At 28.2% G+C, this 16,301-nt stretch carries 18 protein-coding genes; 12 read left to right on the forward strand and 6 right to left on the reverse strand.

Features of this window, described 5'->3' with window-relative positions; all coding sequences use genetic code 11:
- Window positions 1-246: 246 nt before the first annotated feature.
- Window positions 247-966 (reverse strand): 7-cyano-7-deazaguanine synthase, encoded by a 720-nt coding sequence (locus tag J4403_03270; protein MBS3167204.1) that lies wholly within the window; start codon window positions 964-966, stop codon window positions 247-249.
- Window positions 967-1,018: 52 nt separating this feature from the next.
- Here J4403_03270 and J4403_03275 point away from each other — a divergent pair, with 52 nt between their 5' ends.
- The 3 genes from J4403_03275 (at window position 1,019) to J4403_03285 (ending at window position 4,745) form a co-directional block, all read left to right on the forward strand.
- Window positions 1,019-1,216, forward strand: a complete 198-nt coding sequence (locus J4403_03275) for a hypothetical protein (GenBank protein MBS3167205.1) — start codon at window positions 1,019-1,021, stop codon at window positions 1,214-1,216.
- A 13-nt stretch (window positions 1,217-1,229) separates the two neighbouring features.
- A complete protein-coding gene (locus tag J4403_03280) occupies window positions 1,230-2,162 on the forward strand; it encodes a glycosyltransferase family 2 protein (GenBank protein ID MBS3167206.1) in 933 nt (310 codons plus the stop codon).
- A gap of 75 nt (window positions 2,163-2,237) precedes the next feature.
- On the forward strand, window positions 2,238-4,745 hold the full coding sequence (locus tag J4403_03285) for a hypothetical protein (protein ID MBS3167207.1): 2,508 nt from the start codon (window positions 2,238-2,240) through the stop codon (window positions 4,743-4,745).
- On the opposite strand, the gene J4403_03290 is transcribed toward J4403_03285, so the two are convergent.
- Window positions 4,734-5,147: a nucleoside 2-deoxyribosyltransferase gene (locus J4403_03290; protein MBS3167208.1), complete on the reverse strand. Its 414-nt coding sequence runs from the start codon at window positions 5,145-5,147 to the stop codon at window positions 4,734-4,736. The two genes, J4403_03285 and J4403_03290, sit on opposite strands and share 12 nt — an antisense overlap.
- 52 nt (window positions 5,148-5,199) lie before the next feature.
- On the opposite strand from J4403_03290, the gene J4403_03295 reads away from it, so the two are divergent.
- From J4403_03295 to J4403_03310, 4 genes are read left to right on the forward strand one after another with little or no spacing between them, the layout of a single operon-like run.
- Window positions 5,200-6,282 carry a glycosyltransferase family 9 protein gene (locus J4403_03295; GenBank protein MBS3167209.1) on the forward strand — a complete coding sequence of 361 codons (1,083 nt, stop codon included), beginning with the start codon at window positions 5,200-5,202 and terminating at the stop codon, window positions 6,280-6,282.
- Window positions 6,279-6,680, forward strand: a complete 402-nt coding sequence (locus J4403_03300) for an NUDIX domain-containing protein (GenBank protein ID MBS3167210.1) — start codon at window positions 6,279-6,281, stop codon at window positions 6,678-6,680. The genes J4403_03295 and J4403_03300 overlap by 4 nt, the downstream gene beginning before the upstream one ends.
- Window positions 6,681-6,724: 44 nt before the next feature.
- On the forward strand, window positions 6,725-7,291 hold the full coding sequence (locus tag J4403_03305) for a hypothetical protein (protein ID MBS3167211.1): 567 nt from the start codon (window positions 6,725-6,727) through the stop codon (window positions 7,289-7,291).
- A gap of 1 nt (window position 7,292) precedes the next feature.
- Entirely contained in the window at window positions 7,293-7,976 is a 684-nt protein-coding gene (locus tag J4403_03310; protein MBS3167212.1) for a hypothetical protein, read from the forward strand.
- Here the strand turns inward: J4403_03310 and J4403_03315 are convergent.
- Both J4403_03315 and J4403_03320 read right to left on the reverse strand, forming a co-directional pair.
- On the reverse strand, window positions 7,973-8,761 hold the full coding sequence (locus tag J4403_03315) for a hypothetical protein (GenBank protein MBS3167213.1): 789 nt from the start codon (window positions 8,759-8,761) through the stop codon (window positions 7,973-7,975). The two genes, J4403_03310 and J4403_03315, sit on opposite strands and share 4 nt — an antisense overlap.
- Window positions 8,762-8,806: 45 nt before the next feature.
- A complete protein-coding gene (locus J4403_03320) occupies window positions 8,807-9,556 on the reverse strand; it encodes a hypothetical protein (GenBank protein ID MBS3167214.1) in 750 nt (249 codons plus the stop codon).
- Between the two features lie 120 nt (window positions 9,557-9,676).
- On the opposite strand from J4403_03320, the gene J4403_03325 reads away from it, so the two are divergent.
- Genes J4403_03325 through J4403_03335 form a run of 3 tightly spaced genes read left to right on the forward strand, consistent with a single transcriptional unit; the run spans window position 9,677 to window position 12,702 of the window.
- Window positions 9,677-10,501, forward strand: a complete 825-nt coding sequence (locus J4403_03325) for a hypothetical protein (protein MBS3167215.1) — start codon at window positions 9,677-9,679, stop codon at window positions 10,499-10,501.
- Entirely contained in the window at window positions 10,501-11,151 is a 651-nt protein-coding gene (locus J4403_03330) for an HAD family hydrolase (protein ID MBS3167216.1), read from the forward strand. Before J4403_03325 ends, J4403_03330 begins: the two co-directional genes overlap by 1 nt.
- 51 nt (window positions 11,152-11,202) lie before the next feature.
- Window positions 11,203-12,702 carry a ribulose-bisphosphate carboxylase gene (locus J4403_03335; protein MBS3167217.1) on the forward strand — a complete coding sequence of 500 codons (1,500 nt, stop codon included), beginning with the start codon at window positions 11,203-11,205 and terminating at the stop codon, window positions 12,700-12,702.
- Here the strand turns inward: J4403_03335 and J4403_03340 are convergent, their stop codons facing one another.
- Window positions 12,703-13,389, reverse strand: a complete 687-nt coding sequence (locus J4403_03340) for a diphthine--ammonia ligase (protein ID MBS3167218.1) — start codon at window positions 13,387-13,389, stop codon at window positions 12,703-12,705.
- Window positions 13,390-13,451: 62 nt separating this feature from the next.
- Between J4403_03340 and J4403_03345 the strand changes: the two genes are divergently transcribed.
- Both J4403_03345 and J4403_03350 read left to right on the forward strand, forming a co-directional pair.
- Window positions 13,452-14,414: an AI-2E family transporter gene (locus tag J4403_03345; protein ID MBS3167219.1), complete on the forward strand. Its 963-nt coding sequence runs from the start codon at window positions 13,452-13,454 to the stop codon at window positions 14,412-14,414.
- Between the two features lie 17 nt (window positions 14,415-14,431).
- On the forward strand, window positions 14,432-15,907 hold the full coding sequence (locus J4403_03350; GenBank protein MBS3167220.1) for a thymidine phosphorylase: 1,476 nt from the start codon (window positions 14,432-14,434) through the stop codon (window positions 15,905-15,907).
- Window positions 15,908-15,939: 32 nt separating this feature from the next.
- Here the strand turns inward: J4403_03350 and J4403_03355 are convergent, their stop codons facing one another.
- Window positions 15,940-16,167, reverse strand: coding sequence for a hypothetical protein (locus J4403_03355; protein ID MBS3167221.1), 228 nt, complete (start codon window positions 16,165-16,167; stop codon window positions 15,940-15,942).
- Window positions 16,168-16,301 lie beyond the last annotated feature (134 nt).

Below are 16,301 nucleotides of genomic sequence, written 5' to 3' on the forward strand. Positions count from 1 at the left end.
TTAATTGGTTATAATCTATAAACTAGATAGGTTTTGCTTTTTTCTTATGCTTATAAGATAAAGGCTATTTATTATATTCTTATTTTCTTTCAGATTCAAGAGCATTTTTATAATGCCCCTTTACATTTTGTATTAAGATTTCTTTGAGTTCTATTATGGAATATAACAAAGGGGCAGTATTTGAGCTTTTTTGTCATATTTTATAATTAATATCTTTTATTCTTGTTTATTGGTTATATTATGTAACTAATTTAAATAAATTGTTTTATCTTTAATATTTGCCCAGTAGAAGGCTTTTTTTCTTAGTATGCAGGCTTCACATTTCCCGCAGTGGCCATTTTTATTACTAATATAACAACTAAATGTCTTTTCAAGGGGAACCTTTAGTTTTGTTCCAATTTCTACAATTTTATCTTTGTCATAATTTATTAAGGGGGCAATTATTTTATAATTTTCTTTTAAAGTTGCGTGTTTAACCATTTTGTTCATTAAGCTTAAAAATTCTGGAGTTGCGTCTTTCATTGGAATTTGTCCTTCTGATTTAAAACCTGTGTAAATATTATAATGAATATTCTTTTTTATTTGTTCAGATTCTGCAAGCGCAAGTGCTGAACTTATGAATATTAAATTTCTTGCAGGGACCCACCAATTTTCTAATTCTTGTTTTGTCTTTTTTATATTTCCTAGGTCTTTTTCTGTGTAGTTTGAGGTTTTTTTAATATCTTTGTTTATTATAGAAGTATTAAACTCTTTTAACCAGGAAATATTTATTTTTTTAAAAGTTCCATTGATTAGCTTGCAGATTATTCTTGATGAGGACTCTTCTTGTTTTAAAGTTCTTTGTCCATAATCAAAGAAAAGGCAGATTATATTTTTTGGTTTAAATTTGTCTTTTACATAAAAAGCAGTTACAGAACTATCTAAACCTCCTGAAAGCAAAATGATTGCATTTGGTATATTTGACATATTTAAAAGATATTGAGAAATATTTATAAAGTTATATCTAAGATTTAGGCTAATGGTTAGGAAAGAGGCTGGAAAGCTTAAAGTTGGTGAAAAGATAAAAATGCCTGAAGGGGTTTTAGTCGTTAGTAAGATTGAACTATCTAGTATAGGTAAACATGGCGTAGTTAAGTGCAGAATAGAAGCTTTGTCTGAAAGTAAAGAATTGAAAGTTTTGATAAGACCTTCAAATTATCCTGTTGAGGTTTTGTAGTTAAAGGTGAAGTATGCATACAATAATTATTGTTTCTTATAAAGAGCCAAAGTCTATGGTTAAATCAGTTGAATTTGTATTAAAACAAGTTGATTTGAAAAATTTTAAAGTTATTGTTTCTGATCCAGATTTTAAAATTGAAGAGTTATTAAAGAAAAAGTTTAAAGGTAAAGTTGAATTTTTTTTAGATCCTGGTGAAGGTAAATCTTATGCTTTGAATTTATTAATTGAGCAATATTATTCTAAAGATAAAAATGATATAATAATAACTACAGATGGTGACGTGTTTTTGAATAATGGTTCTGTCGATGCTATTGTTAGTATGTTTAAAGATGAGAAAATTGGAATTGCTTGTGGACATCCAGTTCCTTTGAATGATAAAAAAAGTTGTTTTGGATTTTTAGCACATTATTTGTTTACAGAAATGAATTATAATAGAAAGAAATTATTTAAATCTGGAAAATTCTTTGAAACTTCAGGATATTTACTTGCATTTAGAAATGGAGTTATTTCTGATTTTCCTTTAGAAGCATGTGAAGATGCTATTCTACCTATGATTTTTTGGAAAAAAGGATATAAAATCGGTTATTCTGAAAAGGCCAATGTAAATGTTCTTTGTCCTCAAAATTTAAAAGATTATTTAATTCAAAGGAAGAGAAATATTAAAGGTCACATGAATATTCATTGTTTAGAGATTTCTAAGGATTTTAAAAAAGGAACTACATTTGTTTCTGAGGTTTTTAGGGGGGTGAGATGGTTTTTTGTTTATTTGTTTAAGTATGCAAATAGTTTTAGAACTATAATCTTAATTCCTTTTCCATATATATTAAGATTGTATGTTTGGTTCTTGGCTGTTTATGAGTCTAAATTCAAAAAACAGAAATATAAAGATGGTTGGAGAGAGGAAGAAACTCCTAGTACAAGTCTGTTAGATGGTAAAAACTAACAAAAAGTATATATATGTAGTATTATTCTCTTATCATTAATTAATATTTATATTAAAAATGAAGGGGTGTTTTAAGTGAATAATAATAAAAATGTGAAGATTTTCTTGAGTTTAGTTTGTGTTTTTGTGTTAACAATTATGTTTAGTGTTAGTGTTAGGGGTGTAACTTATAAAACAGGCGAGGCTTATATTGGGGAAGATGCAAATAATCCTAATTGGGTTTGGGATATTAAATCTTCTTCTTCTAAAAATAGTGATACTTCTATAAGTATTAAAAATGATTTTGTTTGGGATGATAGTGAAGACAATCCTCTTGGTGTGGGCGAATGTTTAAATCTTCCAAATAATTACCTTTCTATTTGTTTTGAAAGTTTAGAGCCTAAAAGTGATGATTATAATACTTATACTTTCGAATACACAAATTCCGCAGACTTAGATAATGCAATTGGAGTTACTTCTGCAGAAGCTATAGAAATTTCTACTACAGATTCAACAGGTTTAACCATATTGGGAAAGAATATTATAAAAAATGGAGAACAGCCAGATTATATTACTACAAATAAAATTTGGTTATCCACGTACAATAAAATTGGAAAGGTTGATATTGCAGAATTATATATTTATTATAAAGATATTGATGATGAAAAAGTATATCTTGCTGGAGCTGTTAAAGGGGATCGGGATCAATACCCTATATTAATTAATTCTTCGATTATTTTAGCTGTAGAAAATTATAATAATATTATTTACTTAAAAATAATTATGCTGGCTTCTCAAGATTATAGTGATGAATTTTATAATAGTATAAATCTTTATCCAACTTATAACTTAACTATGAACTGGGTAACAGTAAATAATGTGATATCTCGTTTAGGTAACTATGTTGATTTAGCTGAAGCAGACGAATTAACCTATACTGGTGGACAAAATGGTTTAGTAAATTTAGGTACAAAAGATGAAGACCATAGAGAGGAATATGGTATTATTATTAAAAATCCAAAAGCATATGGGGATTCTGATAAGGTTGTGTTAAGTATACCTTCTTACAGAGTTAGGGGTACCTTAGTAGTTAAAAAAGACTCTCAAATTATTAAAGGGCTTCCTAAAAGAATAGGTCAAAATTTCTTGTCGTATGAACTGCCCGAATATAAAATTTTTGTAAACGAATTAGAGAATTTGCACTTTGATACAATGTTTACGTCAAAATATTTAAAATTAGCAACTTCTTTAACTAGCGCAGATGACGATTATGGTTCAGATGTATTTTTAGAAGTAAGTAAATCCGTAATTTATTATACTAAAAATATTACTTTTGATGAAACTGATTCTATAAATTCAGGGAAACCCTTGACAATTAGTTTCTTAGGAAAAGATTTAACAATTACTCAAATAACTGAAGATTCTATAAATGTGGGTAGATTAGCTATTTGTGGAAACGGAATTGTTGAATCTAGTGAACAATGCGAAAATATTTCAACAAATTATTTTTATAGTAAAGAGATAATAAGCTCAACTAAAAATAAATGTGCTTATTGGTTTACAGAACCTTGGAATAAAGGTTTTACAGGATGCACCTCTGAATGCAAATTAGATTTGACAGTTTGTGATAAGCCAGTTTACGGAGATGGTTTGATAAATAGAAATGAACAATGTGATAAATCTTTTGATGGGAAAGTGATTTATTCAGATGAAATAATACGGACTACAAAAAATAAATGTGCTTATTGGTTTACAGAACCTTGGAATAAGGGGTTGGTTGCGTGTGCAAATGGAAAAATAGATTTGACAGTTTGTGATAAGCCAGTTTACGGAGATGGTTTGATAAATAGAAATGAACAATGTGATTATTTAAATAATAGTATAATTTATGCAGATAGTTTAAAGATAAGGAACTGCGCAGATGTAGGATATACTTTTGATAGGGCTATGGAATTAAAACTTCCCTGTATTATTCCTGGAAAAATAAATACTACTCTATGTGAAGGAGAACATAGGCAAGCTTGGTTAATTCAATTACCTCAGTTGAGTATTATGCAAAAATTTGCAATGGCAGTTACTAATGTAGTTACCTCTGTTGTAGGTGGTGTACAAGGGGTATTTACAGATGATGAATCAAAAGATCTAATAAATTCAGAAGTTGGAACTGATGCAGGTACAGGAACTTCAATATCTGGAACTCAAACATCAACAACTAGTCAAGTTTCAACAACTTTAAGAGAAGGTGCTCAGAGACTTACAGTTGGGAAAGAGATTTTATTGTATGATAATAAACATAAAGTTAAATTAGCTGGGATGAGTAATGATACTGCAGATTTAGAAGTTATTAGAATAATAGATAATTCAATAAGGAATAATCTTCCAACTGTAAAAAAGGCAGGAGATAAAGCAACTGCACAAGATGTTGTTGATGGAAAGATTATTAATTTAGCCTGTGTTGAGATAACGGGTATTAGTACAAGTGCTCAAACTGTAGATGTAATTGCAACATCTGGAGCTTGTGCAAGTAATCTCGCAACTGGTGCAGTAACTTCTGATTTTAAAGTAACTAAGAAGATTGTTGATAAAGTGGGCTTAAAGTTTTAAGCCTTTTTTTCTTTTTATTATTTCTTTTTGTAATTTTTCTAAAGAATCAAACATAATTACAGAATTAAAAACCATTGTGCACATTCTATCATAGGTATTTATACTTTTTAAATCTTCAACTAATGCAATTACGGGAATGTTTTTTGCATAAGCATACCCTATTTCCCACGCTGTTCCAGAACCAACACTTTTCCAATCTAAAACTGCAATTATTAAATTGCAATTATCTATTTCTTTACTATCTTTTTCAAAGAATTTTTTCGAACTACCTTTTTCATAAATTCCAACATCTCTGTGAGGTAAGAAAGTTTTGATATTCTTTTCTTTACAAAAAAAGGCTATTTTTTCAAGTATAATTCTATCTTCAGGTTTCCACAATGGACCGGCAATATAAACTTTCATAGGCTTAAAATAGAGGTTAAATTTAAATACCTTGCTTTATAAATTAGACCTTATGAACTGGAACAGAAATTGTAGGAGTTTTAAGGGAATTCAGGCTTGTGAAATATCTAAGACTGAGGGTTATTATAGTTGTGAAAAGTGTGAGTTTTATGAACCTATAAAGACTAAAATCTTGATCATTAAATTAGGTGCAATTGGTGATGTTTTAAGAACTACTCCTCTGTTAGAAGCAATAAAAGAAAAATATGGTTATGAATCCTCAATAACTTGGTTAGTTAAAGAAGAGAGTAAAACTTTATTATATAATAATCCAAATATTGATAGAATTTTAGTTTATAATCCAGAAAATATTTTAAGATTGCAAATTGAAAAGTTTGATGTTGTTTTAAGTTTAGAAATAGATCTTCCTGGAAGTGCAATTGCAACTTTAGTAAAGGCAAAACCTAAATATGGATTTTTCTTAAATGAAGATGGATATCCAACTTGTTATAATAAGAAGGCTGAATATTATTTAACAAGAGCATTTTCAGATAAAATAAATAAAGAGAATAAAAAAACTTATCAAGAAATGATGTTTGATGTTGCAGAATTAAAATATAATAAACAGGACTATTCTTTTAATTTAACTGAGAAAGATTTGAAATATGCTGAGGATTTTAAAAAGAAAAATGAAATAACTAAACCTTTAATTGGGATTAATGTTGGTGCTGGTGGAAGATGGCAAAATAAAGAATGGGGACAAGAAAATATAATCAATTTAATTGAAAAGATTCCAAGTAAATATCAAGTAATTTTATTGGGCGGAGAAAGAGAAGAAGTCCTAAAAAATAAGATATTACAAAAAGTTAAAGCAATTCAAAACGAAAGTAATAATTCAATAAGAGAATTTGCAAGTGTAATTAATTTATGTGATAAGGTTATAACTGGAGATACTTTAGCATTACATTTAGCTTTAGCATTAAAGAAGAAGGTTATTGGTTTGTTTTTATGCACCCCTGCAAATGAAGTTGAAGGTTATGAAAGATTAGAAAAAATTGAAAGTAAATTGATACAAGATAATTATTATTCTGATATTTATAATCCTGAATTATGTAAAAGTATAAGTGTCGAGCAAGTTTTAAAAGAGTTAAAATGAATCTAGTTGTTAATGCAATTGTTAAAAGAGGAAATCATTTTCTTATAATTAAAAGAAGCTCTAAAGATGAGATTCATCCTGAAAAATGGAGTTTTCCGGGTGGCAAGTTAGAAGAAGGAGAAACTATTTTAGAAGCTTTAAAAAGAGAATTGAAGGAAGAAGTTTGTTTAGATATAGGTGATGATTTAATTTATATTGCAGATTATAGTTATATTAGAAAAGATAAAAGTAATATTTTAGGTATTTCTTTTTTAGTTAAGAGTTTTAATTCTAATGTAAAAAAAGGTAAAGAAATCCAAGATTTTAAATGGGTAACTGTTGAAGAACTTAGTAAATACAAAGTTACAGGTAGTTTAGAAGAAGAAATGTTAAAAGCTTTGTCTAAAGATTTAACTTAATTTTAACAATAAATTTATATAATTTAAAGTAATTCTGTTTAATAATGAATAAAGAAGCGAGAGGGGATATTCTTGAAGTTCTTACAGAAGCAATATTGGCTTTAGAAAATGATGATGTTAAAAAGTTGAAAGAATTAAGTGATAAAACTATTCATGCTATGACTATATATCAATCTGAAGAGCCAATTTTAGTTGCAATTGTTCTTTATACAGCATCTAAAGTCTATGAAAGAAGTAAATATCACACTTATCAAGATTGGGATTATGTGGATGCAATAGTTAGAAATAATCTTATTGAAGCTAAAAAGAAATTAGAGAAAAATGATAATGAAGGCTATTTAAATTCTTTAAAAAATATTCTTAAAAAATTAGGAAGGGTAGAATCTAAGCTTGGAAAATATATTTCTGAGATTGTTGAAAGAACAAAAATAAATAAAGCTTCAAGATTATATGAACATGGTTTAAGTTCCGGTGTTGTAAAAGAGCTATTGGGTGTAACTGGTTGGGAATTAGCAGAATATACAGGGACAACAGGAATAGCAGATCGACAAGAAGGAATAACTGAGTCAATTTCTAGAAGATTAAAGGTTGCAAGGGGGATATTTAGTTAAGATGAATATAGTTTTTGATTCTAGTAGTATAATAAGTATAGTTTTAAATAATTTAATTCCTGTTTTAGAAGATATGAAAAGAAATCATAATGTTAATTTTTATTTACCTTTGGCTGTTCAAAGAGAATTAGTAACGGTTCCAATTCAAGGTAGGAGATTTAAATTAGAAGCTATGGAATTACAGAAAAAAATTGATGAGGGTTTGTTTATAATTTATTCTAAAAAAGATTATTTAGGAAGGTCTATGAAATTGTATAGAATTTCAAATCAAATATTTAATACAGAAGGAAAATATATGAGAATAATTCAAGAAGGCGAAATACAAAGTTTAGTTTTAGCAGATGAATTAGATGGGATTTGTGTTGTTGATGAAAGAACTTTAAGGATGTTGGTTGAAGATCCACAGAAACTAAAAGAACTGCTTAGTAGCAAGCTTCATACTACTATTAAAATAAATACGCAGAATCTTAAGATTTTTAGAAATGATTTGGATGTAGATATTATAAGGAGCTCTGAATTAATGACTGTGGCTTTTGAAAAAGGTTTAGTTCAAAAATATGCTACAGGTAAGGGATTAAATTTATTAGATGCCCTTTTGTGGGGTTTAAGACTAAGAGGTTGTGCCATTTCTACTGAGGAAATTGAAGAAATAAAGAGTTTAGAAAATAAACAAGGCAAGGTTTAATTTGGTATATATATTTTATTAGCAACTTCATAATTTCCTGCTAATTTAAGATTTTTTATGTGTTGATTAATAATCTTTGAAATATTTTTACATGTTTCTCTTAGATATATAATTTTATTAATCATTTCTTCTTTAGTATAACTCTTTTTATCTTTAAAATGCATTAAATTAAGATTTTCAGAAGGTTGAGTTATTTGATCTTTTAATTTAATAATCTTGTTTTGATTAATTAGATTGAGTCTCAATTCTAAATCTCTATTTTGATAACAATTTGTTTTTGCATATAATTCTAATATTTGGATTGGGCAAGATTTATTAAGGCTAGCAAGCATACCAAAATCATCTTGTGTAAAATATCTTCTAAAAATAGAATAAATACTGCTTTTATCAATTGATCTTTTAAATTCCTCTTTTAAATCCATATTTAATTTTAATGAATGATTGGATTTATTATTCAATTCTTTGGTTGAATATATAATTTTTCTTTCTAATATTGAGTTTTTAGAAAATATAATTAAATCTCTAAAATTCACAAAAGGCATAAAATATTCTAAAGATGGATAATCCTTCAAACTTTGGTATAATGAATTAATCCATACAGTATCTTTTCCAAGAATACAGCCTATAAGTTCGGGAGATAATTCTGGCCAGAGTACTCCCTTATATTGAGGTACTGTTTTTAAATTTCCATTTTTGTCTTTTTTTTGAGTTATGGGATATTCACTTAGGTCAAATAAGCCGGGTTGTTTAGAAATACCATTTATTTTTTCAGTTTCTATGGACATCTTTTTTGTAGGTAACTATAAATCAGTTCAAGTTTAAAAAACTTTTTATTCTAAAGTATCTGTTTTTATTATAATCTCTGAGTAAGCTTTTTTTAAGTAATCTACTAAAATTTCTGAGCTTTTTTTTGCAAAGTGCTTTCCTTTTTTTATATCCTTTTCGTATTGTGTTCCTTTAAATGCAGGAATTAAAGGCCTTATTTCAATATGATAAGGAAGTTTAGAATTATCATATTTGTTTCTATAAAATATATAGTCTTTTTCTTTACAGTAAATTACTGCGGGTGCATTTAATTTGTCTTTTAGGCGTTGAATTAAATGAGGGTGTTTTTTTTCTATTTGGTTTACACCTTTTTTTACATTATCTCTTTCAAGCCCATATTTAACTATTGCTTCAGCAGCAATTAATTCGCCTTCAATTTGGTTATTTCCTTTTTTTGTTAATGGATTTTTTAAACTTTTGAGGGTTTTGTGATATTCTACATAACTGGATTTGTCTCTAAGTTTTCTAAAAAGGGAGTATAAATCTAAGCTTTGCATTTCAGTAGAAAATTCATCAAGTTTATTTCCAAGAGTTGCTTCTAAGTGTCGAATTCTTGCATTTTTTGCAAATATCATAGAATCAAATATATTAATGAATTCTGAGAAATCTTTTAAGCTAACATATTCGTTAAGACCGATAAATAAATTTTCTTGATCATTTTTATAAATAGTATATATTAAATTACATACATCTTGTCTTCTCAGTGCTATTGGCGGTTTTTGTTCTTTTGTTTCAAATAAGTTTAATTGTTTCATTTAAACCTCTAGTTAGGTGTTATAATGGGTTTAAAACAAAGTCATTTATAAATCTTTCTCTTTTTGTCACTCTTTAGTGATATATAACATTAAAATAGAGAAAGGCTTATTGTTTGACTTATGGATAGGTTTGATAAGGTTTTGAAGGATATAAAAAACATAAAAATTCAAGGTGCTGAGAATGTGGCTAAAGAAGGCATAAAATTACTTCTTTTAAAAAACGATTCTACATCAGTTAAACAAATTATTAATGTAAGACCTACTGAGCCTGCGTTGAAAAATGCAATTAGATTTGTGCTTGGTTTTAAAGATAAAAAAGCAGGTGTTAAATTAGCATTAAAACATTTTGAAAGTACAAATTCTGAAATTGTTAAACAAGGCTCAAAATTAATAAAAAATAATTCTGTGGTTTTTACACATTGTCATAGTTCTACAGTTATTAAAATTTTAAAGCAAGCCAAAAAGCAAGGCAAAAAGTTTGAAGTTTATAGTTCTGAAACAAGACCTTTATTTCAGGGAAGAAAAACGGTTTTAGAATTGATGAAAGCCGAGATTAAAGTTACTTCTTTTGTGGATTCTGCGTTTTTGTCAGTTGTAAAATCAGTTAAAAATAAAAATATTATTATGCTTGTGGGAACTGATGCTGTTTTGAAAAATGGGGCTATAATAAATAAAATTGGAACTGGAATGTTTGCTGAAATTTGTTATGATAATAAAATTCCTGTCTATGCGGCTTTAGATTCTTGGAAATATGCAGGACATATAAAAATTGAAGAAAGAAACTATAAGGAAATTTGGAGAAAAGCTCCTAAACGAATAAAAATAAGAGATCCTGCATTTGAAAAAGTAGATGTTAAATTTGTTAAAGGTATAATTTCTGAGTTTGGAATATTAAAACCAAAACAATTTGTTAAAAAAGCAAAAAAAGAATTGAAGGGATTTTAATGAAAATAAATGGTTTGATTTGTTTTGATATGGATGAAACTCTTATTTGGAGTGATAAAGCACATATACTTGCATTTAATCAAGCTTTTGTTGCACACGGTTTAAAAGCAATTCCTTATAAAAGATTTGAAAAAGAATTAAATGGTGATGAAACTATTTTAATTTTAAAAAGATTATATCCTCAATTAAGTCCTAAAGAAATAAAAAAAATAAGAGAAGAAAAAAAAGAAAATATAATTCATGACACTGTAAAATATGTTAAGGTTATACCTGGGGTAATAAAAACCTTGAAAATTTTAAAAAAAAGAGGATATGAATTGGCTATTATTTCTAATTGCAGACACGCTGAAATAATTACTATATTAAAATATGCTAAATTATCAATTAAACTTTTTGATAAAATAATAGGTAAGGATGAGGTTAGACATCCAAAACCTTATCCCGATGAAATATTTAAAGCCGAAAGATTATTGCATCACAAGGTGGATTTTATGGTTGGAGATAGTTTAAATGATATTAAAGCTGCAAAAAGGGCTAAAGTGGAAGTTATTTCTGTTGCATCCGGAAATGTTTCTAAAGCTAAACTGAGAAAGGCTAAACCTAACCACTTAATACTTCATTTAAGTGAGATGTTAAAAATAGTAAAATAAGATAAAATATATAAATAGGCTAACTGACCATTAATAAAAGAGGTCTACAATTTGAAAAGTAAAGTAAAATCAAAAAAAAATAAAACGGGTAATTCTGTAAAAATTAAGAAGTTAGTTACAAGTTTAAATGATAAACAAAAAAATTATGTTAATCTTAAATTAAAAAATCCGACTAATGGAACATATCTACTAACTGTTTCTCATTTAATTCCGGGAAAGGGATTAAATATTCTGCAGGCTGCAGCTGAAGTTGCTGCAGAATCTTCAACTGGAACCAATTTTAGAGTAAAAACTGAAACTGCTTTTTCAAGAGAGTTAAATGCTTTAGTTTATAAAATTGATTTAAGTAAAAATTTGGTATGGATTGCATATCCTTGGAGAATTTTTGATAGGGGGGGAAATGTTCAAAATATTTTAACTTTTATTGTTGGTAATGTTTTGGGTATGAAAGAAATTTCTGCATTAAAAATGTTAGATATTTGGTTTCCTGCAGCGATGTTAGAACAATACGCTGGCCCTTCTTATACTTTAGATGATATGAGAAAATATTTACAAGTTTATGATAGGCCCATTTTAGGAACTATAATCAAACCTAAGATTGGATTAACTGCTTCTGAGTATGCTGAGGTGTGTTATGATTTTTGGTCGGGTGGTGGAGATTTTGTAAAGAATGATGAACCTCAAGCAAATCAAGATTTTTGTGAGTATCGACTTATGGTCAAGTTTGTAAAAAAAGCTATGAATAAGGCGGTTAAAGAAACAGGGCATAAAAAAATTCATTCATTTAATGTTTCTTCTCCTGATTTTGATGAAATGATAAGAAGATGTGAATTAATCAGAAAAGTAGGTTTTGAAAAAGGGAGTTATGCATTTTTAATTGATGGTATCACTGCTGGATGGATGGCTGTTCAGACTTTAAGAAGAAGATATCCTGATGTTTTTATACATTTTCATAGGGCAAGTCATGGAGCGTATACAAGACCAGAAAATCCCATTGGCTATTCTGTCTTAGTTTTATCTAAATTTGCACGATTAGCCGGTGCATCTGGAATACATACTGGAACAGCAGGTATTGGAAAAATGGAAGGTTCAGTAGAAGAAGACGTTACTGCTGCAAAAGAAATATTGCATTTAGTTGCACAAGGACATTTCTTTAAACAGAGTTGGGCAGAAATTCCTGACAATGATAAACAAGCCATTGAGCTGGCTAAACAAGATAATATGCATCACGTGATTTTAGAAGAGGATTCTTGGAGAGGTATGAAAAAATGTTGTCCTATAATTTCTGGAGGATTAAATCCGGTGAAATTAAAACCTTTTATTGAGGTTATGGGCGAAGTTAATTTCATTACAACTATGGGTGCAGGATGCCATGCACATCCAAAAGGAACAACTGCAGGTGCTAAAGCTTTAGTTCAATCTTGTGAAGCTTATTTAAAAGGAATAGATATTTATGAATATGCGAAAACCCATAAAGAATTGAAAGAAGCAATAGATTTTTTTACTAATAAAAGCAAGCATATTAAGAAAATAGATACTGCAAAGGCTTAGCTATTTATCTCTTAATTCTACTTTTGTAATTTCAAGAGCGCCCGTGCAAGAATTTTCCATATTTGTTTTTGAACTTTTAATTATAATTTGTTTTTTGAACATTGGTGCATCTAAGACTAGAGATTCATATTCTCCCCCTTCTCCAGCAAGGTGCATTTTTGTCCCTAAATTTAAATTTCTTAGTTCTGTAAGAGTATTTCTATTGATTTCTTTCCCTAACCAAGACTCATTTAATCCGTCTGCAGCAATTCCAACAATTATTGCCTTAAATTTTCTTAGAATTAACTCTTGCATATAGTCTTCATGATTGATGTTCCATAAGGGGGCAATACTTTTCAAATCTAATTTTCTACAAACATCATCAACTCTATTTTTCTGATAGGTTGATTGAATTGCACCTGAAACTATACCTTCAACTTTGTATTTATTTTTAACTATGCTTAGAATGTTATACAACTCATTTAATTCTTCTTCTTTTTTTCCTGGGGAAATCATACTTACATAAATAAAACCCATTGCTTTTGCTTGTAATTCTGTTAGTTTGATATTTGGATAATGAAACATATAACTTTCCTTATTTTCTGGAAGAATGCTAACTAGACAAGCTATTTCATGTTCTTGCTTTTGTGCTTGATATATGCTAAAGCAAGAGTCTTTCCCACCTGAAAATAAAACTGCTACTTTCATAGGGGGTTAGAGAACAGAGAGGTATAAAAACCTTTATATATTTAATAAATGTTTTATAAAGAATGCAGGAAAAAAAAGGGTGGATATCTATTTTAGCTTATTTAGCTATACTTATTATATCTTTTTTTGTAATTAGGCCATATATTACAGCTTTACTAACTGCTTTTGTATTTTCTTATTTAACTTTGCCCTTACATAATTTTTTAAAGAAGAAAATAAAATCTAATTCAATAAGTGCTTTTATTGTTACTTGTTTAGCTGTTGTAGTTTTAATAGTCCCCACTTATTTTATTGCAAGAGAGTTAGTAAACCAATCTCTTAGGATATATAATATCATTATGGGCAATGATGCCCTCCAATTATTTATGGGACAATTTGGAATAAATCTTGAGACAATAACTGGTGCTTTAACGCAGAAAGTTTATGATTCAGCTATTTTAATTGCAAAATCTTTGCCTCAACAGATTTTGGGTTTTGTAATTGCAATCTTGTTTATGTATTACTTTTTAAGAGACCACGATAAACTTTTAGAAGGATTGAAATCTATTATACCTTTACATAAAGAGCATAAAGAATCTTTGTTCTTAAGTTTTAAGAATGTAACCAATTCAGTAATTTATGGTCTAGTTTTTACAGGTATTTTAGAAGCAGTTTTACTAACTATAGTGTTTTATATTTTTAAAGTTGAAGCACCTTTATTTTGGGGTTTGATAGTTTTTGTTTTAGCTTTGCTGCCTTTATTGGGACCGACTTTAGTTTGGATTCCAATTGTGATTGTTAAGTATATTTCTGGAGATATTGTTGGGGCAGTAGCAATAGGCTTGTTTGGTATATTTATTATGTCTACTATTGAAAATATAATAAGGCCAAAAATAATTGGAGATAGAGCAGGAATACATCCCGGATTAATATTGTTGGGAGTTATGGGAGGAATATCTTTGTTTGGATTTATAGGCATAATTATAGGCCCTTTAATGTTGAGCTTTGGTTTAGAAATTTTAAAATTTTATGGTAAGTGGAGATAATTCAAGGGCAATCTAACATGAAACTAAAAGTAAATGTTTTAGATGTTAAAACTGGGGGACCCCTGATAGTTGTTATTCCTAAGAAAGAAGCAATTAAACAAGACTTACATCCATTAAATAGGGTTAAATTAAAATATAAAAATAAAGAAGTAATTGTAGTTGTAGATATAATTGAAAATTCTGTTAAGCCAAATCATATGATTATATATAAAGAAGTTGCAGATTTGTTAGGTGTTAAAAAAAATAATTTAGTGGAATTAATTTATGAACCTGCTCCAAGTTCTGTTGAATATATTCTTGAAAAATTAAAAGGAGAAAAATTAAATTGTGAAAAAATAAATACTATAATCAAAGATTTATTGTCAAATAGATTAAGTGAAGTTGAATTAACTTATTTTATTGCTGCTTGTTACCCTGATAAATTAAGCAATGACGAGATTTATTGTTTGACTAAAGCAATAGTTGAAAATGGTAAAAAATTAAATCTTGGAAAGAAAATGGTTTTAGACAAACATTGTATTGGAGGTATTCCAGGAAATAGAACTACAATGGTTGTTGTTCCTATCATTGCGTCATTAGGTTATACTATTCCTAAGACTTCTTCAAGAGCAATAAGTTCACCAAGTGGAACTGCAGATACAATGGAGGCTTTAGCTAAAGTTGAATTTACTGCAGATGAAATTACTAAAATAATTAAAAAAACTAATTCGTGTATTGCTTGGGGTGGTGCAATGAATTTAGCTGCTGCAGATGATAAATTAATAAGATTAAGACATCCATTAAGTTTAGATCCTGAAGGGATGTTAGTTGCTTCTATTATGGCCAAGAAATTGGCTGTTGGATCTACACATGTTCTAATTGATGTTCCTATCGGGTTAAAAGCAAAAATACAAAACTTAAAACAAGGAAAATCTTTGAAAAAGAAATTTTTAATGATTGCAAAAAAGTTTAATATTAAAATGAGGGTGGTTTTTACAAATGGTATTAATCCTATTGGTTACGGTGTGGGTCCTGTATTGGAAGCCAAAGATGTTTTAGAAACTTTAAGAGGAGAGGGGCCTAAAGATTTAAGAGAGAAATCTATAGAATTAGCAACTAAATTGTTAGAATTAGTCGGACATAGAAATCCCAAAGAATCAGTTGAATATGTTTTGAATAGTGGTTTGGCTTATAAAAAGATGTGTGAAATAATAAACGCCCAGGATGGAAAGATTACAGATCCTAACAAATTAAAAGTTGGGGAATATAAAAAAGAATTTTATGCTGAAAGAACAGGAAAAATAAATTCATTTAATATGAAAACCATAAAAACTATTGCGAGAATTGCAGGTGCTCCAGTTGATAAAGGTGCAGGTATTTTGTTAAATGTTATAATAAATCAAGAAGTAGTTAGGGGAGATAAAATATTCACTATTTATTCTGAAAGTCAAGATAAATTAAAACAAGCAATTTGGACTTTAAAATATATGAAAAAATTAGTTGAAGTTAAATAGAATATTAAAATAAATTAAATAAAAAAGAAGTCTTACCTTCTTTTCTTCTTTTTTGGTTTTGATGATTTCTTTTTTGCTGCACGCATATCAAGTGCTAAATCCTTTTCAATTAACTTTTCTTGATGCATTAATACACGAACAATCTTCTCATCTATAACATCAATTTTTGTTTCAAGAACAAATATTCTTCTCAGGGCATAAATCATCCCAGCCACAGCTCCAAGTAGAACATAAAGTATGAGTGCTATGTTAGTTTCCATTAAATCACCTCTAATTGTGTTATATTTAGATTATATGCTTTAAATAATTTGTTCACTATTTTAAAAGAGTATCATTTTAGATTTTAATTTAGTTATATAAAAAAGGTTTTTATAGTAGTGATTATTTTAAAGAA

Source organism: Candidatus Woesearchaeota archaeon, assembly GCA_018302225.1.
Lineage (GTDB): Archaea > Nanobdellota > Nanobdellia > SCGC-AAA011-G17 > JAGVZY01 > JAGVZY01.